Source organism: Bradyrhizobium sp. 179, assembly GCF_023073535.1.
Taxonomy (GTDB): domain Bacteria; phylum Pseudomonadota; class Alphaproteobacteria; order Rhizobiales; family Xanthobacteraceae; genus Bradyrhizobium.
On the sequence record NZ_JADPJR010000110.1, the window covers coordinates 55307 to 81113 of the forward strand.

Here is a 25807-nt window from a genome sequence, read left to right on the forward strand (position 1 = left end):
GCCCGCGTCAATCAGATTGCCTTTATTTGCCCTCAGCGATTGCGTCCCGGCAGCTCTGGAGCGTTTGCTCCTGTGTACCGGATGCATCGATGGTTGCCCAACCGACATGACCGATATTATAGCGCTCTTGCTGCGCGGCAACCTCTTGCGTGGCGTCGGATGCATCTCCCCGGCGGCTTCCGATGCGCGCCTGCCGGGTCGCGAGGTCGGCGACGAGGAAAAAACCGTTCAGCGGCACGTTGCGCTCGCGCGCCAGTGCGGCGATCGCGTCTCGTTCGCCCTCGGCGGCGAATACGCCGTCGATGATCGCCGAATGGCCTTGCGCCAGCACGCGCCGGGCGTACTGAGCCAAGGTGTCGTAGACGCGGGCCGTGACCTCTGGCGTGTATGCGAATGGTGGCAGTCGCTGCGTGTCCTTGACTCCGAACATCTGCTTGCGGACGATGTCGCTGCGCAGCACGATCGCCCCCGGCTGTGGCGCGACGACCGGTGCGAGCGCGCGCGCCAAAACCGTCTTTCCGGTGCCGGACAGTCCCCCGACGGCAATCAGCCGCGGAGCTGGGGGGTGGATCACCGCCCGGGCGAGGCCGAAATAGCGCCGTGCATCGTCAAGGATGCCGGCATCATCAGAACGCGGCAGCTTCAGCCGTGCCAGCGCCACCTGAGCGCGGATCGCCGCCCGGATCGACATGAACAGCGGCAGGACGGAGAGCGCGTCGAGATTGTCGGCTGGCGTCGCAGCGAGATATCGGTTCAGGACAACGTTGGCCGCGCGTGCTTGATCATGGTGCAACAGGTCCATCAGCGTGAATGCGAGATCGTAGAGCACGTCGACTGTTGCCATCTGCGCATCGAACTCGATGGCGTCGAACAGGACCGGCTGTTCGCCGATCAAGACGATGTTCGCAAGATGCAGGTCGCCGTGGCAACGCCGCACGAAGCCGTGGTGGCTGCGCGCTTCGAGCAAGGTGTGGAGGCGCAGGAACATCGCGTGCGAGGCTCTGCCGAGCTGCGCGATTTCTTCGGCGTCAAAACGATTATCTTTTCCCAGGCCATTGCTGTTGCCATCGATCAGACCAGGGATGGAGGAAATCCACGCCCTGCCGTCGGAGTGGCCTGCCGCCGCATGCGAAGCCACGATCGCGTCGGCGGCGGCCGAGGCTAGATCGTTGTCCAGCGGGCCGGCCTTGGCCAGATGATCCAGCGTTTGGCTTTCGTCGAAGCGCGACATGTCGACCGCATACTCGATCGGCCGGCCGGGGCCGCCGATCTGCACCGACCCATCCGGCTCCTCTGTGATCGCCACGACGCGGTGATAGATCTGCGGCGCCAGCGGCCGGTTGATCCTGATCTCCTCCTCGCAGGCCGCCTTGCGCTTGTCGAGAGTCGAATAGTCGAGGAACGGAAACTGCACGGCCCGCTTGATCTTCAGCGCGCGGTCGCCGTCGAGAAACACCGAAGCTGCGTGCGTATCGATCCGCCTCACGCCCGGATGCGTGGCGGAATTGGTGAGAGCCGCAAAGATCCGGTCCTGGGTCGCGGTCTCGTCTGTCATTCCTGCTGGCACATCCAGATGCGTCGGACGGCAGTCCGGCCGCAATCAGCCCCCTGGAACGAGATGGTGGCCAGTCCTTGACTTTGGTCAACGTCCCTTCAAGCTGCCGGTACCGGGCTCGACGAGGATCAAGCGTCGCGACGAAAGCCGGACTACTCTGGCGGCCAAGGAAAAGCGATCCGACATCATTCGCGTCTGAACGTTAGGGGCGGTGTGATAAAGACCGTCATTGGCCAGCCACCCTGCTGGGTTATGATCTCGCACTAAGCTGAACAGTTTGCGGCCCGATCTTCCACCATCGGAACCGCCAGCGACCGGGCGCATTTGCTTTCATGTCGACCTACCGCCTCAAGAATCTGCTGTCGCCGCGTTCCCTCGCGCTGATCGGCGCGAGTCCCCGCCCGGTCTCCGTGGGACGCGCCGTCCTGGAGAACATCCGCAGCGCAGAATTCAAAGGGGAATTCGGCCTGGTCAATCCGCGTCACGCCGAGATCGGCGGCATAGCCGCGGTGAAGAATCTGGACAGGTTGGACTTCGTCCCCGAGCTCGTGATCATTACTGCGCCGGCGCGGGAAGTTCCCGGCATCATCGACCAGGCCGGACGTCGCGGGTCGGCGGGCGCGCTGATCGTCTCGGCCGGGCTCGGCCACGGACCGGGATCCCTGCACGAGGCTGCTATCACTGCTGCCCGCAAATACGGCATGCGGCTGATTGGTCCAAATTGTCTCGGCATCATGATGCCTGGAGTGAGCCTCAATGCCAGCTTCGCAGCACACATGCCAGGCGCGGGAAGTCTCGCGCTGATCTCGCAATCGGGCGCGATCGCGGCCGGCATGGTCGATTGGGCGGCGCAGCGCGGCGTCGGTTTCTCCGGCATTGTCTCGATCGGCGATCAGATCGATGTCGACCTTGCCGATTTGCTGGACTATTTCGCGATGGATCACAAGACCCGCGCAATCCTGCTCTATATCGAAGCTATCAAGGACGCTCGCAAGTTCATGTCGGCGGCGCGCGCCGCCGCGCGAGTGAAACCGGTCGTCCTGGTGAAGTCCGGCCGGATGGCGCAGGGGGCGAAGGCCGCGGCCACGCATACCGGCGCGCTCGCCGGCGCCGACGCCGTCTATGACGCGGCGTTCCGCCGCGCGGGCGCGCTGCGGGTCTCCGATCTGCGCGAGCTGTTCGATTGCGCCGAGACGCTCGGCCGCGTTGAATCGCCGACGGGCAAGCGCCTTGTTATCCTGACCAATGGCGGTGGCATCGGCGTCCTTGCCATCGATCGATTGGTCGAGCTTGGCGGAATCCCGGCGTCGATCTCGGCGGACGCTCGCAAGAAGCTCGATGACGTGCTGCCGCCGACCTGGTCCGGTGCAAATCCCGTCGACATCGTGGGCGACGCCGACGCCTCGCGCTACGCGGCGGCGCTGGAGGTGCTGCTCGCCGATCCCGACAATGATGCCGTGCTTGTCCTCAACGTGCAGACGGCGATCGCCTCAGCGGCCGACATCGCCACGAGCGTGACGGAGTTCGTCAGAAAATACCGCGAGCAGCACCGCCAATGGGCAAAGCCCGTCCTTGCCGCCTGGGTCGGAGCCGATCAAGACATTATTCAGACGCTCTCCGGCGCGGGCATTCCGAACTACCCGACCGAGGACGATGCCGTGCGCGGCTTCATGTATCTGGTCCGGCACCGCGAGGTGGTGGAGGAGCTGAGCCAGGTTCCGCCGGCGATGCCTGATACGTTCGTGCCGGACGCGCTGGCCGCGAAGCGGATCGTCACTGCTGCGATCGCCGACGGCCGCAAATGGCTCGAGCCGGTCGAGATCAAGCACCTGCTCGAAACCTACGACATCGCGATGGTGCCGACCTATGCTGCGACCAATGTCGAGCAGGCGGTGGCCTATGCGAGCGACATGTTCGCGCAAGGCCTGACTGTCGTGCTGAAGATCATGTCGCGTGACATCGTCCACAAATCGGATGTCGGCGGCGTCGTTCTCAATCTGACCACGCCGGATGCGGTGCGCGCGGCTGCCACCGATATTCTTGACCGGGCCAGAAAACTGCGTCCCGAAGCCCGCATCGGCGGCGTCATCGTGCAAGCGATGGTGGTCAAGGCGAAGGCGCGCGAGCTGATCCTCGGTCTTGCCGATGACCCCACCTTCGGCACCGTCGTCGTCTTCGGCCGGGGCGGGACGGCTGTGGAGATCATCAACGACAAGGCGCTTGCGCTTCCGCCGCTCGACCTGCAACTCGCCCGCGATCTGATCGATCGCACGCGCGTGTCACGGCTGCTTCGCGCCTACCGAGACGTACCGGCAGTTAAGCCGGATGCCGTCGCCACGGTGCTGGTTAAGCTGGCGCAGATGGCCGCCGACATTCCCGAAATCCGCGAATTCGACATCAACCCGCTACTCGCGGACGAAACCGGTGTCACTGCGGTCGATGCCCGCGTCGCCGTGGCGCCGCCGCAGCGGAAGTTCGCCGGCTCCGGCCCGGCCAATTTCGCCGTTCGGGCCTATCCGTCGCAATGGGAGCGCCGCCTGGTACTGAAGGACGGCTGGCGTATCTTCGTGCGGCCCTTGCGCCCCGAGGACGAGCCGACCATCCACGAATTCCTGCGTCACGTCACGCCGCACGACCTCCGCCTGCGCTTCTTCGCGCCGATGAAGGAGTTCACCCACGAGTTCATCGCGCGCCTGACCCAGCTCGACTATGCGCGTGCGATGGCCTTCATCGCATTCGCCGAGGAGACCGGTGAGATGGTCGGCGTCGTCCGGCTCCACTCGGACTCGATCTACGAAAGCGGCGAATATGCCATCCTGCTGCGGTCCGACCTCAAGGGCAGGGGATTAGGATGGGCCCTGATGCAGCTGATCATCGACTACGCGAAGTCGGAAGGGCTCAAGACCATATCGGGCGATGTGCTCCAGGAGAACATCGTGATGCTCGAGATGTGCCGCCAGCTCGGCTTCGAGGTCAAGCCGGATCGGACTGAGCCTGATATCTGCGGTGTCAGGCTGAAGCTCTGAGCTCGCCCGCTAGGAGCGGGCTTCAGCCGGTGATGTGACAGCATCTTTGGCCGACCCGATGCCCGCGCCCGACCAGTTTCGGCCGTTCGGCAGCGCCTCAACGCAATCGCGACTTGCATTGCCTGCAATTCTGCAGCGACCTAAATGCATGGACGCATCCTTCGGTTGCCGCCCTTTCGCCTAACCGGGGCATTTTCGCGGCATTTGCCTAAAACCGCGCCCATGCTTTCCGGTTGAAAAGCCTGATAACGTTGACTACGCAGGAACCTCGATGCCTCGCAGTCTTAGGAGCCCCGTGGCGTGCCTCAGGACAAGACCGGCGACCCCCGACAGTCAGCGGGCAACAAACTATCGGTTCTGCGCAAGCACCCGATCTTCGCAGATCTGGAGCCGGAGGCGCTCGATCAGCTCTGCCGCTATGCCAAGCACACAACCGTGAAGCGCGGTGCGACGATCGCCGCCAAGGGCGATCCCGGCAACAATCTGTTCGCGGTGATTTCGGGAACGGTGAAGATCTCCTCTTCGTCGCCGGATGGGCGGAATGCCATTCTCAATCTAATCGGTCCCGGAGAGATCTTTGGCGAGATCGCGGTGCTCGACGGCGCGCCGAGGTCGGCCGATGCGACCGCGAACACCAATTGCGAGCTCTACATCATCGATCGCCGGGATTTCCTGCCATTCGTGAAGAGCCAGCCGGCGCTGGCGATGAAATTCATCGAGCTGCTCTGCGCCCGCCTGCGCTGGACCAGCCAGCAGGTCGAGCAGGTGATCCTGCAGAACCTGCCGGGCCGGCTTGCCAGCGCGCTGATCGGTCTCACCGAGGAGCGCAAGTTCGACTCCGGCAGCGGCACACTCGCGATCACCCAGCAGGAGATCAGCGAGATGGTGGGCATGACGCGCGAGAGCATCAACAAGCAATTGCGCGCCTGGGCCGGCCGTAATTGGGTTCGTCTCGAGCACGGCGCCATCGTCGTGCTGGATATCGATGCGCTGCGCGAACTCGCGGAGAGCGGCCTCTCCGGCGAGTGATATCTCAGACCTGATCGTCGAGGATGGCGACCGCGCGGGTCCAACCGGCGGAGGCGCGTTCGATCTTGACCGGAAAGCATGAGACCGTGAAGCCGGTCGAGGGCAATTGATCGAGGTTGTGCAGCTTCTCGAGATGGCAATAGCCGATGTGCCGCCCTGCCTTGTGGCCTTCCCAGATCAGGCCGGCATCCCTTGTTTCGGCATATTTCTTCGCGGTGTAGACGAACGGCGCGTCCCAGCTCCAGCCATCGGTGCCGGTCAGGCGGACGCCGCGTTCGAGCAGGTACATCGTGGCCTCATAGCCCATGCCGCAGCCGGAATTGACGTAATCGGCTTGGCCGAATTTCGCGCCGGCGCTGGTGTTGACGACGACGATCTCCAGCGGCGCCAGCGTGTGTCCGATCCGTTTCAGCTCCTTCTCGACGTCGCCGGCGCTCGCCACGTAGCCATCGGGCAGATGCCGCAAGTCGAGCTTCACGCCGGGTTGAAAGCACCATTCCAGCGGCACTTCGTCGATGGTCCACGACCGTTCGCCGCGGTTCATGGTCGGATGGAAGTGCCAGGGCGCATCGAGATGCGTCCCGTTATGGGTCGACAGCGCGACCTGCTCGACGGCCCAGCCCTGGCCATCCGGAAGGTCTTCCGCCTTGAGGCCGTCGAAGAACTGCAGCATGCGCGGCAGGCCCTGTTGGTGATCGATGTACTGGATCGTCGGATGGTTGCCTGGCGGATCGGCAGTCACGTCGTTTCGGAGCGGCACTGAGATATCGATCAGCTTCCGCGGCATGGGCATTTTCCTCGATATGGTCCGCTGTTTCGAACATGTTGAGGGGGCTCGGTAGGCGGCGTCAAGTCACGTGCCGGCGACGTCGAGCCAGCCCACCGTGCCCACCCTAATGCGAATTGCGCCAGAAATTGATCGATGCAAGTCTTGCATTGATCAATGCTGGATTTGGCTTGGACTCAGAATGCCGCCCGCCCTACGGACGACATTGGCGCTTGACTTCACACCTGAAGTGGAGCGACCCAAGGCGGCCCGCAGCCGGCCGACAACGACATAATCAACTCAATCGACCAGGAGGAAAGCCCAGATGAAGACGCTCACCGGTATCATCACAGCCGTTGCCTTGGCGGTCTCAGCGCCCCTGGCGACCGCACGCGATTTCCGCTCCGCCGACATCCACCCCGTCGATTATCCGACCGTCGAGGCCGTCAAGTTCATGGGCAAGCAGCTCGCGGCGGCGAGCGGCGGCAAGCTCGGCGTGAAGGTGTTTCCCAACGGAGCCCTGGGCTCCGAGAAGGATACCATCGAGCAGCTCAAGATCGGCGCTCTCGACATGATGCGGATCAACGCATCGCCGCTGAACAATTTCGTGCCGGAAACCATCGCGTTGTGCCTGCCTTTCGTCTTCCGCGACACGAAGCACATGCGCACCGTCCTTGACGGTCCCATCGGCGATGAGATCCTGGCGGCGATGGAGCCGGCGGGACTGGTCGGACTTGCCTATTACGATAGCGGGGCCCGGTCCATCTACACCGTCAAGGCACCGGTCAAGTCGCTCGCCGACCTCAAGGGCCTAAAGATCCGCGTCCAGCAATCCGATCTGTGGGTCGGCATGATCCAGAGCCTCGGGGCCAACCCGACGCCGATGCCCTATGGCGAGGTCTATACCGCGCTCAAGACCGGCCTCGTGGACGCTGCCGAGAACAACTGGCCGTCCTACGAGTCCTCGCGCCATTTCGAGGCCGCCAAGTTCTACAACGTCACCGAGCACTCGCTGGCGCCGGAAGTTCTCGTGATGTCGAAGAAGGTCTGGGACACGCTGAGCAAGGAAGATCAGGCGATGGTCCGCAAGGCGGCCAAGGAATCGGTGCCTGTCATGCGCAAGCTCTGGGACGAGCGCGAGCAGGCCTCCCGCAAGACGGTCGAGGCGGCCGGCGTTCAGGTCGTGACCATCGCCAACAAGGCGGAATTCGTCGACGCGATGAAGCCGGTGTATACGAAGTTCGCCGGCGACGAGAAGCTCCAGAGCCTTGTCAAGCGCATCCAGGACACGAAGTAAGCACAGCGGTGCCGGGTCCGGAGTCGCCTAGCGTGCGATGCCGGACCCTCGCGGGGGAGGGACGGGATGACAGATCCACACGTCGCAAGCCACGAGGCGGTCGCCGGACGCCCGTCCACCGGCTTACTGTCGCGGATCAATGCTCCCGTCGCGCGCGCGGGCATGTATCTGTCCGTGACCGGCCTGCTCGGCATCGTCATCATCGTGTTCTACCAGGTGTTCGGGCGTTACGTGCTCAATTCGAGCCCGACCTGGACGGAGAACCTCGCGCTGGTTCTGATCCTGTATGTCACCTTGATCGGCGCCGCTGTCGGTGTGCGCGATGCCGGACACATCGGCATGGACAGTCTGCTTGTGATGCTTCCGGATTACATCCGGGAAAAGATCGAGCTCGTGATCCACGTCCTGGTGGCCGTGTTCGGCATTGCGATGGCCTATAACGGCTGGATCCTGGGGGCGTCGGTTGGAACGGTGAAGATCCCCAATCTCGGCCTGCCCGAGGTGATCCGTTACGTGCCGCTGATCGCCTCCGGTGTCCTGATCGTCTCCTTTTCAATCGAGCACATCGTTGCTCTCCTGCGCGGCGAAGAGGTCGTCCCCTCATGGAACTGATCATCCTCGGCGCCACGTTCTTCGGCTTCCTGATCCTCGGCGTCCCCGTCGCCTTCGCGATTGGCCTCTCGGCGATCTGCACCATCTTGTACGAAGGTCTGCCGGTTGCCGTCATCTTCCAGCAGATGATGTCGGGGATGAACATCTTCTCGTTCCTCGCCATTCCGTTCTTCGTCTTCAGCGGTGAGCTGATGCTGCATGGCGGCGTCGCCGACAAGATCGTGCAGCTCGCCAAGAACCTCGTCGGGCACATCCGCGGCGGGCTCGGCATGTCCAACGTTGTCGCCTGCACGCTGTTCGGCGGCGTCTCCGGCTCGCCTGTCGCCGACGTGTCGGCGATGGGCGCGGTGATGATCCCGATGATGAAGAAGGAGGGTTTCGACACCGACTACGCCGTCAACGTCACCACCCATGCCTCGCTGGTCGGAGCCTTGATGCCGACCAGCCACAACATGATCATCTATGCCCTGGCGGCCGGCGGCAAGGTCTCGATCGGCGCGCTGATCGCCGCTGGCCTGCTGCCGGCGCTGGTGCTGATGGTGTGCATGCTGGTCGCCGCCTACGCGGTCGCGGTGAAGCGCGGCTATCCGGCCGGCAAGTTTCCGGGCTGGGCCGAGGTCTTCCGCTCGCTCGCCGCCGCGCTGCCTGGCCTTCTGATCGTCGGCATCATCCTGGCGGGCATCCTGTCCGGCGTCTTCACGGCCACTGAATCGGCAGCCGTCGCGGTCACCTACACGATCCTGCTGACGTTCTTCATCTACCGCACCATGACCTGGGGCAACTTCCTGCGCGCCGCGGCCAAGGCTGTGAAGACGACCGGCGTGGTGCTGTTGCTGATCGGCGTCTCCACCATGTTCCAGTACCTGATGGGGCTGTATGAAGTCGCCGATCTCGCCGGCGCGATGATGAGCAAGGTCTCGACCCAACCCTGGATCATCTTCCTGCTCATCAACGTCATCCTGTTCGTGCTCGGCACGTTCATGGACATGGCCGCGACCATCCTGATCTGCACCCCGATCTTCCTGCCGATCGCGATGAAGGCGGGCATGGATCCGGTGCAGTTCGGCATGCTGATGCTGATCAATTGCGCGCTGGGGCTGAACACGCCACCGGTCGGAACGACGCAGTTCGTGGGCTGCGCCATCGGCGGCATCTCGGTCGGCGCGGTGATGCGCACCATCCTGCCGTTCTATGCCGCGCTGATCGCAGCACTGATGTTCGTGACCTACGTCCCTGCGTTCTCGCTGTGGCTGCCTCGCCTGCTGATGGGCTACAAGGGATAGCAGCACCAGGGAGAAGCTATCAGTGACGGACTATCGCAAGCTTTTCGATCTCACCGGCAAGACCGCAGTCGTTCTCGGCGCCGCATCCGGCATCGGCAAGTCGTCGGCCGAGGCGCTGGCCGGGCTCGGTGCCCGCGTCGTTTGCGCCGATCGCGCGTTTGATGCGGCGGAAGCGACCGCCGCCGGCATTCGCGACAAGGGCGGCTGGGCGGAAGCAGCTAGCTGCGACGCCGCAAGCGCCGCGGACGTCAAGGCGCTGGCCAAAACCGTGATGCAGAAGTTTCCGCGGCTCGACATCGCCGTCACGACGCCCGGGCTCAATATCCGCAAGACCATCCTTGACTATTCCGAGGAGGATCTCGATCGCGTCCTGAACCTCAACGTCAAAGGCACGGTCTGGTTCTTCCAGGCCTTTGGCCGCATCATGGTCGAGCAGAAGGGCGGCAGCATCATCGCCTGCTCCTCGGTGCGCGCAGTCACGATCGAGCCGGGCCTGGGCGTCTATGGCTCGACCAAAGCGGCGATCGGCCTTCTGGTGAAGGGCTTTGCCTCCGAGGTCGGGCATGCCGGCGTGCGCGTCAATGCGATCGCGCCGAGCATCGCCGAGACCGCGTTGACCGGCCCGTTCAAGCAGCGGCCCGACATCTACAATCTCTACGCCGGCCACACCGTGTTCAACCGCTGGAGCAGCGCCGACGAGGTCGCCACCGCGGTGGCCTATCTCGCCTCGGACGCCGCGAGTTATGTCAGCGGCAGCACGATGTTCATCGACGGCGGCTGGACGGCCGTGGACGGCCCACCGACCGGCCTTACCCAGCTGCACAAATAGGCGGCCATCTGCATCTAGCCGGTAAAGCCCACGCGCCGGCGCAGCTCCTTCTGCTCTTCGCTAGTCAGCAGGGCGATCAGCGCGGCCGCCTCCTTTGGATACGCGGCCCGCGCTGTCGCGCCGGCCGTATACATCGTCACGAGCTCGCAGCCCGGCGGCAGCGATCCCGATAGCGCGATGCCGTCGGTTGCGATGATCTCGGTCGCCTGCGTGCAGCCGATCGGCCTTTGCGCGGTGGACGCCGCGAGCTCCCGCATCGCACTCGCGCCGTTCGCAAAGATCATGAGGCGTGACGCGACCTCATAGGCAATGCCGAGCTGATCCAGCACCTTGGCGACATGCTGTCCCGCCGTCGAAGCCTTGGTATCGGGGACGTAGATCGCATCGGCGCTGCGTAAGACCTCACGCAGATCGGATTCGGTCCTCACCGTCACCCCGGGATCTCGGTTGCGGACCGCCAGTGCAGTCTCGACTTGGCCGATATCAGCGAGCGAGGAGGCCGTGACAAGCTTTTCCCCGGTGAGCTTTGCAAGAAGGGCTTGCGTCAGGATCACGAGGTCCGCAGGTTCTCCCGCGCGCAACTTGTCGGCCATGATACCGACCGCGCCAAATTCGCCATCGATGCCGAAGCCGGTCTGCGCCTTGAAGGCCTCGGTGAGGCCGCGCACCAGCCCTTGCGCTGCGCCGCCGCTCAAAATGTTCACTGTCGTCACGATGCAAGCTCCGCAGCTGCAATGATCCTGTCGCGCGTGATTGGCAGGTCGCGCACGCGCACGCCGAGGCAGTCGTAGACCGCATTGGCGATCGCTGCCGTCACCGGGCCGTGCGCGGCTTCACCGGCGCCGACCGGCTCGATCTCCGGCCGCTGGAGGAGTTCGACATCCACTGCCGGCACTTCGCTGAATCTCAGGATCGGGTAGTCGGTCCAGGACGTCGATGTGATTCGCACCCGGTCGAAGCGGACACGCTCCTTTAGCACCCAGCTCGTTGCCTGGATCGCGCCGCCCTCGATCTGGTTGATGACGCCGTCCGGATTGATGGCTTCGCCAACGTCGACGGCAAGCGTCAGCCGCTTCACGCGGATGTCGTCGGTGCCTTCGATTTCGGCAATCGCGGCGCAGTAGGCTCCCATGTTCTTATAGCGCGCAAAGCCGACGCCGTGACCGATGCCGGTTCGCTTCTGCGGTTTCCACGCCGCGCGTTGCGCAGCGGCGCGGATGACGTCCTTGGCGCGCTCGTCGCGCAGATGGCGCAAACGGAATGCGATCGGGTCCTCGCCGCGCAGGGCGGCGATCTCGTCGAGCAGGGATTCGATGGCGAACACATTGCCTTGTGCGCCGAGGGTCCGCAGCGCCGAGGTGCGTACCGGCATCGTCAGCAATCGGTGGCTCGTGATCGTCCAGGCCGGGAGGTCATAGAGTGGAACGGAGTTGCGATCAGCGCCGCCGCCATTGGCGGCCGGCGGGTTGGACGAGATCATGCGCGCGTAGGGGTTTGCGATCTCAGTCGCGGCAAGCAGCGCCGGCTGCGCCGCGCGCCCCGGCCGCGCCGCGTGACCGTTGCTCCAGATGGTATGACGCCAGCCGACGATCTCGTTTTCGGCGTCGACATCGGCCTCGATCTCGATAGCCATGGCCGCACCGAACGGCGCATGGGACATCTCGTCATGGCGCGACCATTGCACCCGCACCGGATGGCCGCCGGCAGCCTTTGCCAGCAGCACGGCGTCGAGCGCGACGTCGTCGGCCGCGTTGTGTCCGTAGCAGCCGGCGCCCTCCATGTGCTCGACGACGATGTTCTCGGCCGGCAGCCTCAGCACGATCGCGAGATCGGCGCGCAGCAGATAGACGCCCTGGCTGTGGGTCCAGACATGGACGCGATCGCCATCCCATTGCGCCATGGCGCAGGACGGCGCGATCGAGCCGTGTGCGATGTAGGGGCGGGTGTATTGGCGGCGCAGGGTTTGGGCTGGCTTGGTCGTCGCCGCTCCGGTCCTGATCTCGATGATGGTGGTCTCGACCGGCTGGCTTCTTAGGAAGCCCGTCAAATCATCTTCATCGGGCAGCGCATCGCCGGCCGACCAAGTCGCGCCCTTGCGTAAGGCTTTCAGAGCGGCTTCCGCCGCTGCCTCGCTGTCAGCAACCACGCCGGCAAAGCCGCCGTCGCGAACGATCGTGACGAGAGCGGGGACAGCGCGCGCAGCCTCCTCATTGAGCGCAGTCAATCTGGCCCCTGAAACCTCCGGCCGCAGCACGCGTCCGTGCAGCAGGCCCGGCAGTGCCCAGTCGTGGATGAAGCGCGGCCGCGCGAACACCTTGTCGGGAATGTCGACGCGCTGCACGGAATGTCCGGCGACGAGACGCTCGGTGGCGCTTTTCGCTGTCGCGCCCGCGGTGACGTCGTGGTCCAGCGAGACCTCGCCAGCCAGCTCCCAATAGCTGGTGCTGACATTGCCCGGTCCCGAGATCGTGCCGTCATCGATACGGAGCAGCGCCGCATCGACGCCGAAGCGCTCCGATGCAGCAGTGAGGAAGCGCTGGCGCACCTCGGCGCAGGCGTGGCGCAGTGCGCGGCCGGATTGCTGGATCGACAGGCTGCCCGAGGTGACGCCTTCGTTCGGGCTCATTGCCGTCGAGGCGCGGATCATCTCGATCCTGATGATATCGAGATCGAGCTCGTCCGCCGCAATTTGCGCCAGCGCCGTCACGATGCCCTGGCCGATTTCCACTTTGCCGGGCGAGATCGCTACCCGGCCGTCGGCGGTGAACCGCACCCAGGACGATAGTCTTGGATTGGCCGCGAGGCTGGCCGACAGCTTCGGGGCAGGGGACGACACATTCATGACGTCGCCATCTCCGATGCCGCCCGCAGCACGGCGCGGACCATGCGGTTGTGCGATCCGCAGCGACAGAGATTGCAGTCCAGCGCGGCTCTAACCTCGGCCTCCGTCGGTGACGGATTGCGCTTCAGCAGCGCCGCAGCGCTGATCAGAATCCCCGATACGCAATAGCCGCATTGCATCGCCTGTTCGCAGACGAAGGCACGTTGCAGCGCGTGCGGTTGCTCGACCGTGCCGAGGCCCTCCACGGTGATGACGTCCTTGCCGGCGACCGACCACATCGGCATGTCGCATGAAGCCATGGCGCGGCCGTCGATCATGACGTAACAGGCGCCGCACTCACCGGCGCCGCAGCCGAAATGCGCACCGGTGACAGCGAGCCGGCTGCGCAGCACGTCGAGCAGGATCTGATCAGGATCGACATCCACGGCCATCGCTGCGCCGTTGAGCTGGAATTGAATGGCAGGCATTCTCGCGCTAAGGCCTCACGACTTGTCGAACTTCTTGACCACGTCGGCCCATTTCTCGATGTCGCCGCGCAGGAATTTTTCGAACTGTTCCGGCGTCATCGACATGGGCACGGCACCTTGTTCTGTCCAGAGCCTGATGATGTCGGGCCGCTTTACCATTGCGTTGACGGCCGCGTTGAGCTTGTCGATGACAGGCTTCGGCGTCCCCGCCGGCGCCATCAGGCCGAGCCAGATCGTCGCCTCGTAGCCAGGCACCCCGGCCTCGATCGCGGTCGGCACGTTCGGCAGCACGGCCGAGCGCTGCTTGCCGGTGGTGGCGAGCGCGCGGACCTGGTTCTCACCGATGTTCGGCGCCATTGCCGGCACGGCGTCGATCATCATCTGCACCTGTCCGCCGATCACGCCGCTGCGCGCCTCGCCACTGTTGCGATAAGGCACATGGACGATATCGACGCCGGCCATGACTTTGAACAGCTCGCCGGCCATGTGATAGGGCGTGCCCTGGCCGGAGGAGGCGTAGTTCAGTTTGCCTGGCTGCGCCCTAGCGAGCGCGATGAATTCCTGCAACGTCTTTGCTGCGACTTGCGGATTCACCACGATGACGAGATCGGAAGAGTTCACCGGCGCGATCGGCGCGAGATCGCGCATCAGCTCGTATTTGCGCTTGTCCGCCGTCAGCAGGGATTCGTTCGCGGTCTGGGTATTGGACATCATCAACAGCGTGTAGCCGTCGGCGGCCGCCTTTGCCGCTTCGACCGTGCCGATGACGCCGCCCGCGCCGGTGCGGTTCTCGATCACGAAGGGTTGGCCAAGGCTTTCCTGGAGCACGTTGCCGATCAGCCGGGCCGCGACGTCCGCAGGCCCGCCGGCGCCAAAGGGCACGATGATGCGGACCGAGCGGGTCGGATAATCCTGTGCCAAGGAGGAGGCCGCGGAGAACGCGGCAAGCACGCCGGCCGCCAGAGCCTGCATGAATCTTCGGGCTTTCATGCCCACCTCCCTGATGTCGTTCTTGTTGGCCGGCACTGTAGCGGCAGGGGATGTGGACTGTCGACGGCTCACAAAGCCGATCGTGCCGGGAATGTCGCGACCGTCTCGTTGTGGCCGCGCCGCTCTTCGCAGTCGCGGCAGGAACCGGAAGCGCACGTGATCTGAGCAAATCGCATGGGAATTGCCGGATAAATGCCCTCGGCTGACGGGTATTTTGGTGTTACGAACTGGGACATGAACCAGCACGCCAAGATCGAAATCCGCCATTCGACCTGCCCGCATGATTGTCCCTCGGCCTGTGCCCTCGATGTCGAGGTGGTCGAGGGCCGCAGCATCGGCCGGGTCCGCGGTTCGAAGCAGCAGACCTATACGGCCGGCGTCGTCTGCGCCAAGGTCGCCCGCTACGCCGAGCGCATCCATCACCCCGAGCGGGTGACGTTTCCGATGCGCCGCATTGGGCCGAAGGGTTCTGGGCAATTCGCACGGATCTCCTGGGACGAGGCGCTGGATGAGATTGCCGATCGCTTCAATCAAGCCGAGCGCGAATTCGGCGCGGAATCGGTCTGGCCCTATTACTACGCCGGCACCATGGGCCTCGTGATGCGCGACAGTCTCAATCGCCTCACGCATGTGAAAAAATATTCGCGCTTCTATCAGACCATCTGCGCCAATGTTGCGCGCATCGGGTTCGCGATCGGCACCGGCAAGATCGCCGGCGTCGACCCGCGCGAGATGGCGCTGTCCGACCTCGTCGTGATCTGGGGCACAAATCCCGTCAACACCCAGGTCAACGTGATGACGCACGCCTCGCGCGCGCGCAAGGAGCGCGGCGCCAGAATCGCTGCGGTCGACATCTACGACAACGAGACCATGAAGCAGGCCGACATCAAGATTCTCCTGCGACCCGGCACCGACGGCGCGTTTGCCTGCGGCGTGATGCATGTCCTGTTCCGCGACGGCTATGCCGACCGCGCCTACATGGACAAATACACCGATTGCCCTGATGAGCTCGAGGCGCATCTGAAGACGCGCACACCCGAATGGGCCTCGGCCATCTCAGGCGTGCCGGTGGCCGAGATCGAGGCCTTTGCCAAGGCGGTCGGCGAGACCAAGCGGACCTTCCTGCGTCTCGGTTACGGCTTCACCCGCTCGCGCAACGGCGCGACGCAGATGCATGCGGCGCTGTGCATTCCCGCCGTGACCGGCGCCTGGCAATATGAAGGCGGCGGCGCCTTCTTCAACAATTACGCGCTCTGGCATTTCAACGAATCCATCATCGAAGGCCACGATGCGATCGACAAGACCACGCGCGCGCTCGACCAGTCGCAGATCGGCCGCATCCTCACCGGCGATGCCGAAGCCCTGCAGGGCAGGGGCCCGGTCAAGGCGATGCTGATCCAGAACACCAACCCGATGACGGTGGCGCCGGAGCAGGCGCTGGTACGGCAGGGCTTTGCGCGCGAGGATCTTTTCGTCGCGGTGCACGAGCAGTTTATGACCGAGACCGCCGAGATGGCCGACATCGTGCTGCCGGCGACCATGTTCATGGAGCATGACGATCTCTATTACGGCGGTGGCCATCAGCACATTTCGGTCGGGCCCAAGCTGATCGACCCGCCCGGCGAATGCCGCTCCAATCACGAGGTGTTGCAGGGGCTGGCGCCGCGGCTTGGTGCGAAGCATCCGGGTTTCGACATGACGCCCCGCGAACTGATCGACGCGACGCTCAAGCTCAGCAATCACGGCGACATCGCCGGCCTCGAAGCTGATATCTGGCGCGACCTGCAACCCGATTTCCGCACCTCGCATTATCTCGACGGCTTCGCCCATGCCGACGGAAAGTTCCATTTCAGGGCCGACTGGGCGCATCCGCCTTTCGGTCAGACGATGGGCGATTTCGACAAGATGCCGTCGCTGCCGGATCATTGGGCGGTGATCGAGCACACGGATCAGGCCCATCCATTCCGCCTCGCCACCAGCCCGTCGCGCAGCTTCCTCAACACGACTTTCAACGAGACGCCGTCCTCGCAGGCGCGCGAGGGCAGGGCGAGCGTGATGATCCATCCGCTGGATGCGGCCGCGCTCGACATCGCGGGCGGCGATGCGGTGACGCTCGGCAACGGCCGTGGTGAGAGCACGCTGGTCGCAACGCTGTTCGAGGGCGTGCGGCGCGGCGTTCTGATCGCCGAATCCGTTCACCCGAACAAGGGCCATATCGGAGGCCGCGGCATCAACATGCTGACGGGCGCGGACACCATCGCGCCGATTGGCGGGGCGGCATTCCACGACAACAAGGTCTGGATCAGGAAGGCGGCCGCGGGCTGAAGCACACTGTCGCTTCGATTGCCCTCTAAATTTGTGTCGAGGCGCTAAAGCTCCGCCTCGCCGCAGATTGCGCTTGCACCTCGCGCCCGAGCTGCCGCAAATGACAGCAAAACCGGGCCAAGGAAGCGAGCGTGCCATGAGCGACACCACAGCCGTCATTACCGAGAAGCGCGGGCAGGCGCTCTGGATCACCATCAACCGGCCGGAGAAGCGCAACGCGCTGAACGGCGATGTCATCGCCGGCATCAGCAAAGGCTATCGCGACGCGCATGACGACAAGGACGTCCGCGTCATTGTGCTGACGGGCGCGGGCGACAAGGCGTTCTGCGCGGGCGCCGACCTGCAGAATTCCGGCGCGGCTTTCGCGATGGATCATTCCAAACCAAATGTCGACTATGCGGATCTGCTACGTTTGTCACAGAACGCCACCAAGCCTGCGATTGCGCGGGTTGGCGGCGTCTGCATGGCCGGCGGCATGGGCCTATTGTGCATGACCGACATGGCGGTTGCAGCCGATCACGTCATCTTCGGCCTGCCGGAGGTGAAGGTCGGCGTGTTCCCGATGCAGGTCCTGAGCCTGCTGCAAAGGATCGCGCCGCCGCGGCTTGTCAACGAATGGGCGCTCACGGGTGAGCCGTTCGATGTCAAGGCGGCGCAGGCCGCGGGCCTCCTCAATTACGTCGTGCCTGCGGCCGAACTCGACGCCAAGGTCGACTGGCTGATCGGCCGCATCGTCGACAAATCGCCGACCGCGATCCGCCGCGGCAAATACGCCATGCGCGCCATCGCATCGATGTCTTTCGACGAGAGCATCGCCTACACCGAAAGCCAGATCGCGCTGCTCGCGATGACCGAGGACGCCAAGGAGGGATTGAAGGCGTTCAGCGAGAAGCGATTGCCATCTTGGACCGGAAAATAGGCGATCATGTCAGGGCACGGTTGGATGCTGTGGTCCTTCAAAGCAGCTTTATTCCGAGGAGTGATCGGCGTTTAGTCGAACAAGGAGCGCTCTTCTGCGCTGCTCGCGACGCTTCTTTGTGGCTGTGATCAACTGTTTGCCGGTGCGCTTGGCGTAGGTTGGCAGTTGGCGGCTTGATCTATGACGGCCTGCGGCACGCAACTCTGCGTCCGTGAGATCGCTATCGGCACCTTCGGTGAAGCCTCCGTGCCGGAAGGAAGTAAAGGAAAGTTCCTGGCGAAGGTCGGCCGCTGCGATGATCTTTTTCACCACGCTGCGCAGATAGCGCAGGTCCTTGCGTGGCGTAATCCATGGAAGCGGGGTTACCGACCGACGATGGGCATGGTCACGCCGGAATACCAACCCCGGGAGCGAGGTCTTTTTCATCTCATCGAGCTCGTCCATAAGTTCAGGAAAGAGAGGGGCGCCCGTTTCGTCTAACAGTGGCCACCAGGCTTCCTCTCCATTCTTTGAGTGCACGATCCTGACGCTGTTTGGCCGTTCGCTAGGACGGTAGTGCGACATGTCGAAGGAGCCAAACACGTGCTGCTCCCGCTGCAGCCACTCCCATGACAACAAAGCAGCAGTTGCGATGGAGCGATAGTCGAGCCTTTTCGCGGCAGCCCTGAACGCGACGAGTTCATCCCAAGTTGCGGTTGGTGTGGGCCGTATCGGCTGGCCGGGCGCACGTGATCTTAATCCCATGCGTGAAAATGGATTGCTCGCTGGTACCATTTTTTCTTGAGCGCGCTGCCCGACGAACCAGGCCCGCCGGCAGCTCGCCATGGCCACATTTGCGTAGCGACGACGCTCGCGGACGACGACCTCTCCATTCTTGCCTACTTTTGTTACGACTAGCAGCTTTCCATAAACTGCGTCGACGAACGCCTTGGTGAAATCGGACAATTGCTTCGACCCAACGCGACTTCCATCTTTCAGCTCGTGATTGGCAAAGAGCGCGAGACTCTTTTTGTACTGCCGCTGAGTGGTGCTTTCGATTTCGCCCCACTTCTGGTGAGCTTGGTAGATGCCGACCAGCCAATCGAACGTGCCGGGCTCGGGAGAGGCCGGCATCATGTCACTTAGACCCCGTGAGCGCCAACTCTCGAATGCCGGCAAGAGGACTTTTTCAACCCGCTCGACGGCACCCGCATAATCGCTCCCTAAAGCTTCAGGCCTCAAATGGCAGCCCTGCCGACGAGCCCAGGTTGGCGGCGCGAAATAGTAAGCCACCGTATTGTTCGCCAACAGTTTTCGTTGACAATATCGAGGAAGCTTCGGTGCCGCATCAAGTGACATCATACCAGACATAAGAGATCCTCCGGCTCCTTGGCGTCTCTTCTTGGTGCGTGCCTTCGCCTGGGTGGTGCTGCTCGGGCGCAACGGCGTCATCAACAAGCTTCTCGCCTCGCTCGGCATGATCTCGACGCCGGCCGGCCTGCTCTACAATTTCGGCAGCGTCCTGGTCGGGATGGTGAATGCACTGCTGCCGCTCGCCGTACTGACGATGTTGTCGGTGATGGATAACATCGACCGCAACTTGCCGCGTGCGGCGGCAACGCTCGGGGCAAGGCCCGGCATGGCGTTCTGGAAGATCTATTTCCCGCTGTCGCTGCCCGGCGTCGCGGCCGCGGGCATCATGGTGTTCGTCACCGCCATCGGCTTCTTCATCGTGCCGGCGCTGCTCGGCGGTCGCCGCGAGACCATGATCACGCAGCTCATCATCGACCAGATCCAGCAGACTATGAACTGGGGCTTTGCCGGAGCGATCTCGGTGCTGCTCCTGCTCGTCGTGCTGATCGTCTTTGCCGCCTATGACCGGCTGCTCGGCCTGTCGACGATGACGGGAGCCGCCACCGCAAGGAAGGCCAAGCCGTCGCGCCTGAGCGGTCCGATCCAGAAGGCCGCCGATGCGCTGTTGACTATGCTAGGGTCGCTCTTCGACGGCATCATTCACCTGCTCTCCTCGCAGCGACGCAAGCCCAATCCTGACCAGCCGGGTCTCGGCTTGCAGGTCTTCGTCTGGCTCATGCTCCTGGTCATCAGCCTACCGACGCTCCTGATGATCCCGCTGTCCTTCGGTAGTGGTGGTCTCAACTGGCCGCCGCAAGGCTTCACGTTGCATTGGTATGAGACCGTGCTGACCTCGCCGGTCTGGGCGCAAGCGCTGCTGCGTTCGCTTATGGTCGGCGTTGGCACGGGGCTGCTTGCGATGCTGATCGGCACGCCCGCAGCCTTCCTGCTGGTGCGGAGCGAGATCCCCGCCAAGGCTGCCTGGCTCGCCTTCATCCTGTCGCCGATCGTCGTGCCGCGCATGATCATCGCGGTCGAACTGTTCTACCTGTTCGCGAGCATCGGTCTGGTTGGCAGCGCCCTCGGTCTGATCCTCGGGCATACGGTCGTCGCGGTGCCCTATGTGGTGATAACCATGATGGCGGTGCTGCGCAATTACGACACGCGGCTTGACCTTGCGGCGCAGAGCCTCGGCGCGCGGCCGGTCGCGACGCTACGATACGTTACGTTTCCGATCCTCGGCGCCGGCATGATGTCGTCGTTCCTGTTTGCCTTTGCCACCTCGTTCGACGAGCTGACGATTGCGCTGTTTGCGACCGGCGGCCTCAACGCCACGCTGCCCAAGCAGTTCTGGGACGAGGTGACGCTTCAGGTCTCGCCCGTGATCGCTGCCGTCTCCACCTGCCTGTTCGTCTTCATGGGGCTCTTGATCTTCTTCGCGGAGCGCCTGCGCCGGCGCGCCGCAGCGAGCTAGGCCTTCAACGCCATCAAAACTGAGGTTTCTCTTCCATGCTCACTGCATCTCGTCTCCGCGGCCTGTTCCCCGCGATTCCGACCCCGGTGAAGGCCGACGACACCATCGATGCCGCCGCGGTCTCGGCGTTGTTCGCCTGGCTGATCAAGCAAGGTATCGACGGCGTCGTGCCGCTGGGCGGCACTGGCGAATATGGCGCGCTGGCGCGTGCCGAGCGCATCAAGATGGCGGGGCTATCGGTAAAAGCGATGGCGGGCAGGGGGCCGGTGATCGCGGGCGTGCTCGACACCGGCTTTCACGATGCCCTGCAGGCGGGGCGTGAATTCGCCACTGAGGGCGTGGACGGTTTGCTCGTCCTGACCCCATACTACACCAATCCGACTCAGGCCGGCATCCGCGACTATTTTCTACGCTATGCCGATGCCTCGCCGGTGCCCATCCTGATCTACGAGATCCCCTACCGAACCCGGATCGCGATCGAGCCCAAGGTCCTCCATGAGCTCTCAAGGCATCCCAACATCATTGGTATGAAGGCCTGCAATCTCGACATGTATCACTTCCTCCAGGTGGTTGCTGACGTTGACGATAGCTTTGCGGTGCTGAGCGGCGAAGACAGCCTGTTTCCGCTGCACCTCGCAGCCGGCGCGAAGGGCGGCATTATCGTCACGGCGTGCCTTCTGCCGCGCGCCTGGCGCCAGATCTATGAGACGGCGATTGCGGGCCGCACGGCGGAGGCACTGAGCCTGCATCGCCGGTTGATCCCGCTCATGAACATGGCGTTCGCGGAGACCAATCCGGGGCCGATGAAGGCGGTCATGGACATGATCGGCATCGACGCGCCACGCATGCTGGCACCACTGCTGCAACCGGCGCCGGCGCTGGTGTCCGCCCTGCGCGCCGAGTTCGGCAAGCAGTTGGCGGTTTCCGAGAACGTTGGATGATGGAGGCACGGCAACATGGCGCGTAGTGGCCAGGGTGGTCCACGGAAAACCGGCAAAGCCAAAAGCCCGCCGAAAGCTCGTGCGGGGACGGGCTCTGAAAAAAGGGTGGCCAAGAGCACGACGCCGGCACGCTCGTCCCTGTTCGTTGGCTCGACCGAAAAGGCATTCCAGGTCCTGCACGCCTTCGATGGGCCGCGCCGCTTCATGACGCTTGCCGATATCGCCCGCGCGGCTAATCTCGATCGCAGTGCCACCCAACGCCTGGTCTATACGCTGGAATCGCTCGGCTACCTCAGGCGGATCGAAGGTACACGCAACTACGGTCTGACCGCGAAGGTGCTGCAGTTCTCGCACAGCTATCTCAAGGCCAACGAGCTCATCGACAAGGCCTCGCCGTATCTTCTGGATATGAGTCGAAATCTCGGCGAGACCTGCAACCTGCATGAGCTCGATGGCCATGAGGTGGTGTTCGTCGCTCGCTTTCCCGGCCGGCATCTCATTCATATCGACTTCGTGATCGGCAGCCGGCTGCCGGCCTACTTCACGGCGTCCGGTATCGCCATCCTGGCAGCCTTGCCAGAGAATGAGCGGCAGGACCTGCTGAAGCGGACACGGCTCGAGCCGCTCACGCCGTACACGATCACCGATCCCGACAAGCTGCGCGAGCAGGTGCACCTCGCGGCCGCCCGCGGCTATTCGATCCAGATCAACCAGAGCGTCATGGGGGATATTTCCGTCGCGGCGCCGGTCATCGACGAGCACGGACGAGCAGTTGCCGCGGTCAACATTTCCGTCCCTACGACGCGTTGGACCACCGAGCGTGTCGAGGCCGAGCTGGTGCAGCACGTTCACGTCGCCGCGACTTCGATCTCGAAATCCAAGTTCAAACGCCACGCGGCTTGAAGATGCCGATGCTCCTCAATGCAAGCGATTATCGTCAACGCGCTCGGCAAGTCCTTCCGCGCGGGCTGTTCGAATATATCGATCGGGGCACGGAGGACGAGACGGCGCTGCGGCGCCTGCGCAGCTCGCTCGACGCTATCACCTTGATGCCCGCAGTGCTGACAGGGCATGACAGGCGCGATTTCGAGACGATGCTATTCGGTCGAAAGCTGGCAGCGCCCCTCGCGGTGGCGCCAACGGCGCTTGCCGGTCTCGTCGCCCATGATGGCGAGACCAAACTCGCACGCGCAGCCTCGCGGGTAGGGATTCCCGTCTGTATCTCGACGCAGTCGGTAACCACGGTGGAGACGATCCGGCGCGGCGCGCCGGACGCGCTGCTCTGGTTCCAGCTCTATGTCTGGCGCGATCGCGCGCTGACCGAGCGTCTTCTGGAACGGGCGACTGCCTGTGGCTGCGAGAACCTGCTCGTGACTGTCGACACGCCGGTCTCGCCGAACCGGGAATATAATCAGCGCAGCGGTTTCGGTATCCCATTCACTCCGCGGCTGCGCAGCATGATCGACATGGCACTGCATCCGACGTGGCTGTTCGGGGTCCTTGCGCGCTATCTCGTCACCGAGGGTATACCGAACTACGCTCACTATCCGCACACATTTCGCACCGCCGTGACCCGCGCCGATATCTGCGAGGCGGTCCGGCTCGAGCCGCGGCTGAGCTGGGACGACATGCGCTGGCTGCGCGAGATCTGGCCAGGCAGGCTCACCATCAAGGGTGTGCTCACGGCTAAGGATGCCGAACAGGCAGCCGAGATCGGCGCGGATGCGATCGTGGTCTCCGCCCATGGCGGACGGAATCTCGATTGCCTGCCGGCGCCGGCGGACTGCATTCCAGCGATTGCGGGAGCGGTCAAGGGGCGTCTAACCATTCTGGCGGACAGTGGCGTCCGCCGCGGCACGGATGTCCTGAAATATCTGGCCTTGGGTGCAGAGGCAGTTCTTCTCGGCCGCTTGCCGCTATGGGGTCTTGCCGCGGGAGGAGAGACGGGCGCCGAAGCCGCCCTGCGCATGATCTTGCGCGAGATGGATACCGCGATGGCCTTTCTCGGAGCGGATCGCGCTCCGGACTTGCGTCCATGCGCGCAAACGAACAATTGAATTTAGACGCCAGTACTTGGAAAACCGCCATGTCCACCAGATCAGCATCGCCTAAGTCCTTCAGCAGCGCCGGCCTTGCCGGCGAAGTCGACGGACTCCTCACAAGCCTCGGGGTTCGCCGTCCCGACTATACGGAAGGCACGCTGGTCGTTCGCACGCCGATCACCGGCGGAATGATCGGGCGGGTCACCGAGATCGGCGCCGCCGAGGCCGCTTCCGTGATCGAGAGGACCCACGCGGCTTTCCTGGTGTGGCGCCTCGTGCCGCCCCCCAGGCGCGGAGAGCTGGTGCGGCTGTTCGGCGAGGAACTGCGCGCCAACAAGGAGGCTCTCGGCCGGCTGGTCTCGATCGAGGTCGGCAAGATCGCTTCCGAGGGCCTCGGCGAGGTCCAGGAAATGATCGACATCTGCGATTTCGCGATCGGGCTGTCACGCCAGCTCTACGGCCTGACGATCGCGACCGAGCGTGGCGAGCATCGCATGATGGAGAGCTGGCATCCGCTCGGCGTCACCGGCATCATCTCGGCTTTCAACTTTCCCGTCGCCGTCTGGGCCTGGAACGCTGCGCTGGCCTTGGTGTGCGGCAACAGCCTGGTCTGGAAGCCGTCGGAGAAGACGCCGCTAACCGCGCTTGCAACGCACGCTCTGTTCGAGCGCGCGCTCAAGCGCTTCAACGAAGCCGGCGGCGGCGCGCCGCAGGGGATTGCAGCGGTGCTCTTCGGCGGCCGCGAGATTGGGGAGGCGCTCGTTGACCATTCGAAGGTCCCCCTGGTGTCGGCGACCGGCTCGACGGCAATGGGTCGCGCGGTCGGTCCGCGGCTCGCCAAACGGTTCGCCCGCGCGCTGCTAGAGCTCGGCGGAAATAACGCGGCGATCGTCGCGCCGACCGCCGACCTCGATTTGACGCTGCGAGGCGTTGCCTTTGCCGCAATGGGGACCGCCGGGCAGCGCTGCACGACGCTGCGCCGCCTGTTTGTGCACGAGAGCGTGTATGAGAGCTTGGTGCCGCGTCTGAAGCAGGCCTATGCATCCGTGACGATTGGCTCGCCGCTGGAGAGCGGCACGCTGGTGGGGCCCTTGATCGATGCAGGGGCCTATCGCGCGATGCAGAGCGCACTCGAAGCTGCAAGGGCAGCTGATGGAAAGGTCTATGGAGGCGAACGGGTCGTTGTCGAGGGCGCGCCCGACGCTCACTATGTCCGCCCTGCTTTGGTTGAGATGGCAGCGCAGACGGGGCACGTCGAGCACGAGACCTTCGCGCCGATCCTCTACGTGATGAAGTATCGCGATTTCGATTCCGTGCTCGCGTTGCACAACGCCGTCCCGCAGGGGCTGTCGTCGTCGATCTTCACCAACGACCTGCGCGAAGCTGAAACGTTCCTGTCGGCGCGCGGCTCCGATTGCGGGATCGCAAACGTCAATGTCGGCCCGTCCGGCGCGGAGATCGGCGGCGCATTCGGCGGCGAGAAGGAGACCGGCGGGGGGCGTGAATCCGGATCCGATGCTTGGAAAGCCTATATGCGGCGCGCGACCAACACCATCAATTACGGTCGCACGCTCCCGCTGGCTCAAGGCGTCGAGTTCGACGTGATGTGACGAGCTTCGGTCCGGGAAATTTTGCTCGATGGGTAGATCTTGGCGTGAGGGATTTCCAAGAAGCACTCTTGGCGAGTTATGCTGCAGAGCGATAGCAAACAGGTGTTTAGCAGTGGTCCGCGCCGCTTCCCGAACAGATCACCGGATGAGAATGGCTGACGTAGCGATGTGCTAACGGCCTCTCACGTGAGCAGGTCGGTGCCGTTCGAATACCCATCCCTTGCAGGGAGAGACGCTTCCACATTTGGAAACGCCTGCTAGAGCGTTAGCCGATCAGGTTGCAAGTATCCCGCGGCAGTGAAGTAGTTTGAGGATTTTGCGGGCGTGTAAGTGTCGATGATGCGCCCGACGGCATCCCAGAGACCGCCAACAGTGCGTTCGGCGGCCTTTCGCAGATTTGCTTTGAGCTTTGCGAAGGCGTTCTCGATCGGGTTGAAGTCGGGACTGTAAGGCGGAAGGTAAAGGAGC

21 protein-coding genes are annotated in these 25807 nt (G+C 63.7%); 13 read left to right on the forward strand and 8 right to left on the reverse strand.

Going from position 1 to position 25807, the window contains the following annotated elements:
* Positions 1 to 22: 22 nt before the first annotated feature.
* Positions 23 to 1555, reverse strand: coding sequence for a bifunctional aminoglycoside phosphotransferase/ATP-binding protein (locus IVB12_RS26460; protein ID WP_247303468.1), 1533 nt, complete (start codon positions 1553 to 1555; stop codon positions 23 to 25).
* A gap of 332 nt (positions 1556 to 1887) precedes the next feature.
* Between IVB12_RS26460 and IVB12_RS26465 the strand changes: the two genes are divergently transcribed.
* Both IVB12_RS26465 and IVB12_RS26470 read left to right on the forward strand, forming a co-directional pair.
* Positions 1888 to 4581: a bifunctional acetate--CoA ligase family protein/GNAT family N-acetyltransferase gene (locus IVB12_RS26465; protein WP_247303470.1), complete on the forward strand. Its 2694-nt coding sequence runs from the start codon at positions 1888 to 1890 to the stop codon at positions 4579 to 4581.
* Positions 4582 to 4881: 300 nt separating this feature from the next.
* Complete coding sequence (locus tag IVB12_RS26470) at positions 4882 to 5610, forward strand: Crp/Fnr family transcriptional regulator (protein WP_247280613.1); 729 nt, start codon at positions 4882 to 4884, stop codon at positions 5608 to 5610.
* A gap of 4 nt (positions 5611 to 5614) precedes the next feature.
* On the opposite strand, the gene IVB12_RS26475 is transcribed toward IVB12_RS26470, so the two are convergent.
* Entirely contained in the window at positions 5615 to 6397 is a 783-nt protein-coding gene (locus tag IVB12_RS26475) for a cyclase family protein (protein ID WP_247303472.1), read from the reverse strand.
* A gap of 304 nt (positions 6398 to 6701) precedes the next feature.
* Here IVB12_RS26475 and IVB12_RS26480 point away from each other — a divergent pair, with 304 nt between their 5' ends.
* From IVB12_RS26480 to IVB12_RS26495, 4 genes are all read left to right on the forward strand, one after another.
* Positions 6702 to 7673 (forward strand): TRAP transporter substrate-binding protein, encoded by a 972-nt coding sequence (locus IVB12_RS26480; protein WP_247280615.1) that lies wholly within the window; start codon positions 6702 to 6704, stop codon positions 7671 to 7673.
* A 66-nt stretch (positions 7674 to 7739) separates the two neighbouring features.
* A complete protein-coding gene (locus IVB12_RS26485) occupies positions 7740 to 8285 on the forward strand; it encodes a TRAP transporter small permease (RefSeq protein WP_247280616.1) in 546 nt (181 codons plus the stop codon).
* On the forward strand, positions 8276 to 9568 hold the full coding sequence (locus tag IVB12_RS26490) for a TRAP transporter large permease (protein WP_247303475.1): 1293 nt from the start codon (positions 8276 to 8278) through the stop codon (positions 9566 to 9568). Before IVB12_RS26485 ends, IVB12_RS26490 begins: the two co-directional genes overlap by 10 nt.
* A gap of 22 nt (positions 9569 to 9590) precedes the next feature.
* Positions 9591 to 10397: an SDR family oxidoreductase gene (locus IVB12_RS26495; RefSeq protein ID WP_247303476.1), complete on the forward strand. Its 807-nt coding sequence runs from the start codon at positions 9591 to 9593 to the stop codon at positions 10395 to 10397.
* 14 nt (positions 10398 to 10411) lie between these two features.
* Here IVB12_RS26495 and IVB12_RS26500 read toward each other — a convergent pair whose 3' ends face one another.
* From IVB12_RS26500 to IVB12_RS26515, 4 genes are read right to left on the reverse strand one after another with little or no spacing between them, the layout of a single operon-like run.
* Positions 10412 to 11110 (reverse strand): substrate-binding domain-containing protein, encoded by a 699-nt coding sequence (locus tag IVB12_RS26500; protein WP_247303478.1) that lies wholly within the window; start codon positions 11108 to 11110, stop codon positions 10412 to 10414.
* Positions 11107 to 13239, reverse strand: a complete 2133-nt coding sequence (locus tag IVB12_RS26505) for a molybdopterin cofactor-binding domain-containing protein (protein WP_247303479.1) — start codon at positions 13237 to 13239, stop codon at positions 11107 to 11109. Before IVB12_RS26505 ends, IVB12_RS26500 begins: the two co-directional genes overlap by 4 nt.
* Positions 13236 to 13706 carry a (2Fe-2S)-binding protein gene (locus tag IVB12_RS26510; protein ID WP_247303481.1) on the reverse strand — a complete coding sequence of 157 codons (471 nt, stop codon included), beginning with the start codon at positions 13704 to 13706 and terminating at the stop codon, positions 13236 to 13238. Before IVB12_RS26510 ends, IVB12_RS26505 begins: the two co-directional genes overlap by 4 nt.
* Before the next feature lie 15 nt (positions 13707 to 13721).
* Positions 13722 to 14696: a tripartite tricarboxylate transporter substrate binding protein gene (locus tag IVB12_RS26515; protein WP_247303482.1), complete on the reverse strand. Its 975-nt coding sequence runs from the start codon at positions 14694 to 14696 to the stop codon at positions 13722 to 13724.
* A gap of 234 nt (positions 14697 to 14930) precedes the next feature.
* Here IVB12_RS26515 and IVB12_RS26520 point away from each other — a divergent pair, with 234 nt between their 5' ends.
* Positions 14931 to 17021 (forward strand): molybdopterin oxidoreductase family protein, encoded by a 2091-nt coding sequence (locus tag IVB12_RS26520; RefSeq protein WP_247303484.1) that lies wholly within the window; start codon positions 14931 to 14933, stop codon positions 17019 to 17021.
* A gap of 136 nt (positions 17022 to 17157) precedes the next feature.
* Positions 17158 to 17940 carry an enoyl-CoA hydratase/isomerase family protein gene (locus IVB12_RS26525; RefSeq protein WP_247303486.1) on the forward strand — a complete coding sequence of 261 codons (783 nt, stop codon included), beginning with the start codon at positions 17158 to 17160 and terminating at the stop codon, positions 17938 to 17940.
* Positions 17941 to 17988: 48 nt separating this feature from the next.
* Here IVB12_RS26525 and IVB12_RS26530 read toward each other — a convergent pair whose 3' ends face one another.
* Entirely contained in the window at positions 17989 to 19290 is a 1302-nt protein-coding gene (locus tag IVB12_RS26530) for a hypothetical protein (RefSeq protein WP_247303488.1), read from the reverse strand.
* Positions 19291 to 19324: 34 nt separating this feature from the next.
* Here IVB12_RS26530 and IVB12_RS26535 point away from each other — a divergent pair, with 34 nt between their 5' ends.
* From IVB12_RS26535 to IVB12_RS26555, 5 genes are all read left to right on the forward strand, one after another.
* Complete coding sequence (locus IVB12_RS26535) at positions 19325 to 20746, forward strand: ABC transporter permease subunit (protein ID WP_247303499.1); 1422 nt, start codon at positions 19325 to 19327, stop codon at positions 20744 to 20746.
* 35 nt (positions 20747 to 20781) lie between these two features.
* The gene (dapA, locus tag IVB12_RS26540; protein ID WP_247303490.1) at positions 20782 to 21687 is read left to right on the forward strand and encodes a 4-hydroxy-tetrahydrodipicolinate synthase; all 906 of its coding nucleotides are present in this window, start codon (positions 20782 to 20784) and stop codon (positions 21685 to 21687) included.
* 105 nt (positions 21688 to 21792) lie between these two features.
* Positions 21793 to 22590 carry an IclR family transcriptional regulator gene (locus IVB12_RS26545; RefSeq protein WP_247303491.1) on the forward strand — a complete coding sequence of 266 codons (798 nt, stop codon included), beginning with the start codon at positions 21793 to 21795 and terminating at the stop codon, positions 22588 to 22590.
* 8 nt (positions 22591 to 22598) lie between these two features.
* The gene (locus IVB12_RS26550; protein ID WP_247303493.1) at positions 22599 to 23744 is read left to right on the forward strand and encodes an alpha-hydroxy acid oxidase; all 1146 of its coding nucleotides are present in this window, start codon (positions 22599 to 22601) and stop codon (positions 23742 to 23744) included.
* Positions 23745 to 23773: 29 nt separating this feature from the next.
* Positions 23774 to 25339, forward strand: coding sequence for an aldehyde dehydrogenase family protein (locus tag IVB12_RS26555; protein ID WP_247303495.1), 1566 nt, complete (start codon positions 23774 to 23776; stop codon positions 25337 to 25339).
* A gap of 257 nt (positions 25340 to 25596) precedes the next feature.
* Here the strand turns inward: IVB12_RS26555 and IVB12_RS26560 are convergent.
* Positions 25597 to 25807 (reverse strand): transposase (locus IVB12_RS26560; protein WP_247303497.1); only part of this gene is annotated, 211 nt, incomplete at its 5' end.

What these genes read in the sequence shown, in the direction of transcription:
- IVB12_RS26510 (WP_247303481.1), bottom strand. Translation starts at nt 13,706, where the DNA reads ATGCCTGCCATTCAATTCCAGCTCAACGGCGCAGCGATGGCCGTGGAT.
- IVB12_RS26480 (WP_247280615.1), top strand. Translation starts at nt 6,702, where the DNA reads ATGAAGACGCTCACCGGTATCATCACAGCCGTTGCCTTGGCGGTCTCA.
- dapA (WP_247303490.1), top strand. Translation starts at nt 20,782, where the DNA reads ATGCTCACTGCATCTCGTCTCCGCGGCCTGTTCCCCGCGATTCCGACC.
- IVB12_RS26525 (WP_247303486.1), top strand. Translation starts at nt 17,158, where the DNA reads ATGAGCGACACCACAGCCGTCATTACCGAGAAGCGCGGGCAGGCGCTC.
- IVB12_RS26460 (WP_247303468.1), bottom strand. Translation starts at nt 1,555, where the DNA reads ATGACAGACGAGACCGCGACCCAGGACCGGATCTTTGCGGCTCTCACC.
- IVB12_RS26485 (WP_247280616.1), top strand. Translation starts at nt 7,740, where the DNA reads ATGACAGATCCACACGTCGCAAGCCACGAGGCGGTCGCCGGACGCCCG.
- IVB12_RS26465 (WP_247303470.1), top strand. Translation starts at nt 1,888, where the DNA reads ATGTCGACCTACCGCCTCAAGAATCTGCTGTCGCCGCGTTCCCTCGCG.
- IVB12_RS26475 (WP_247303472.1), bottom strand. Translation starts at nt 6,397, where the DNA reads ATGCCGCGGAAGCTGATCGATATCTCAGTGCCGCTCCGAAACGACGTG.
- IVB12_RS26515 (WP_247303482.1), bottom strand. Translation starts at nt 14,696, where the DNA reads ATGAAAGCCCGAAGATTCATGCAGGCTCTGGCGGCCGGCGTGCTTGCC.
- IVB12_RS26550 (WP_247303493.1), top strand. Translation starts at nt 22,599, where the DNA reads ATGCTCCTCAATGCAAGCGATTATCGTCAACGCGCTCGGCAAGTCCTT.
- IVB12_RS26505 (WP_247303479.1), bottom strand. Translation starts at nt 13,239, where the DNA reads ATGAATGTGTCGTCCCCTGCCCCGAAGCTGTCGGCCAGCCTCGCGGCC.
- IVB12_RS26530 (WP_247303488.1), bottom strand. Translation starts at nt 19,290, where the DNA reads ATGTCTGGTATGATGTCACTTGATGCGGCACCGAAGCTTCCTCGATAT.
- IVB12_RS26490 (WP_247303475.1), top strand. Translation starts at nt 8,276, where the DNA reads ATGGAACTGATCATCCTCGGCGCCACGTTCTTCGGCTTCCTGATCCTC.
- IVB12_RS26555 (WP_247303495.1), top strand. Translation starts at nt 23,774, where the DNA reads ATGTCCACCAGATCAGCATCGCCTAAGTCCTTCAGCAGCGCCGGCCTT.
- IVB12_RS26520 (WP_247303484.1), top strand. Translation starts at nt 14,931, where the DNA reads ATGAACCAGCACGCCAAGATCGAAATCCGCCATTCGACCTGCCCGCAT.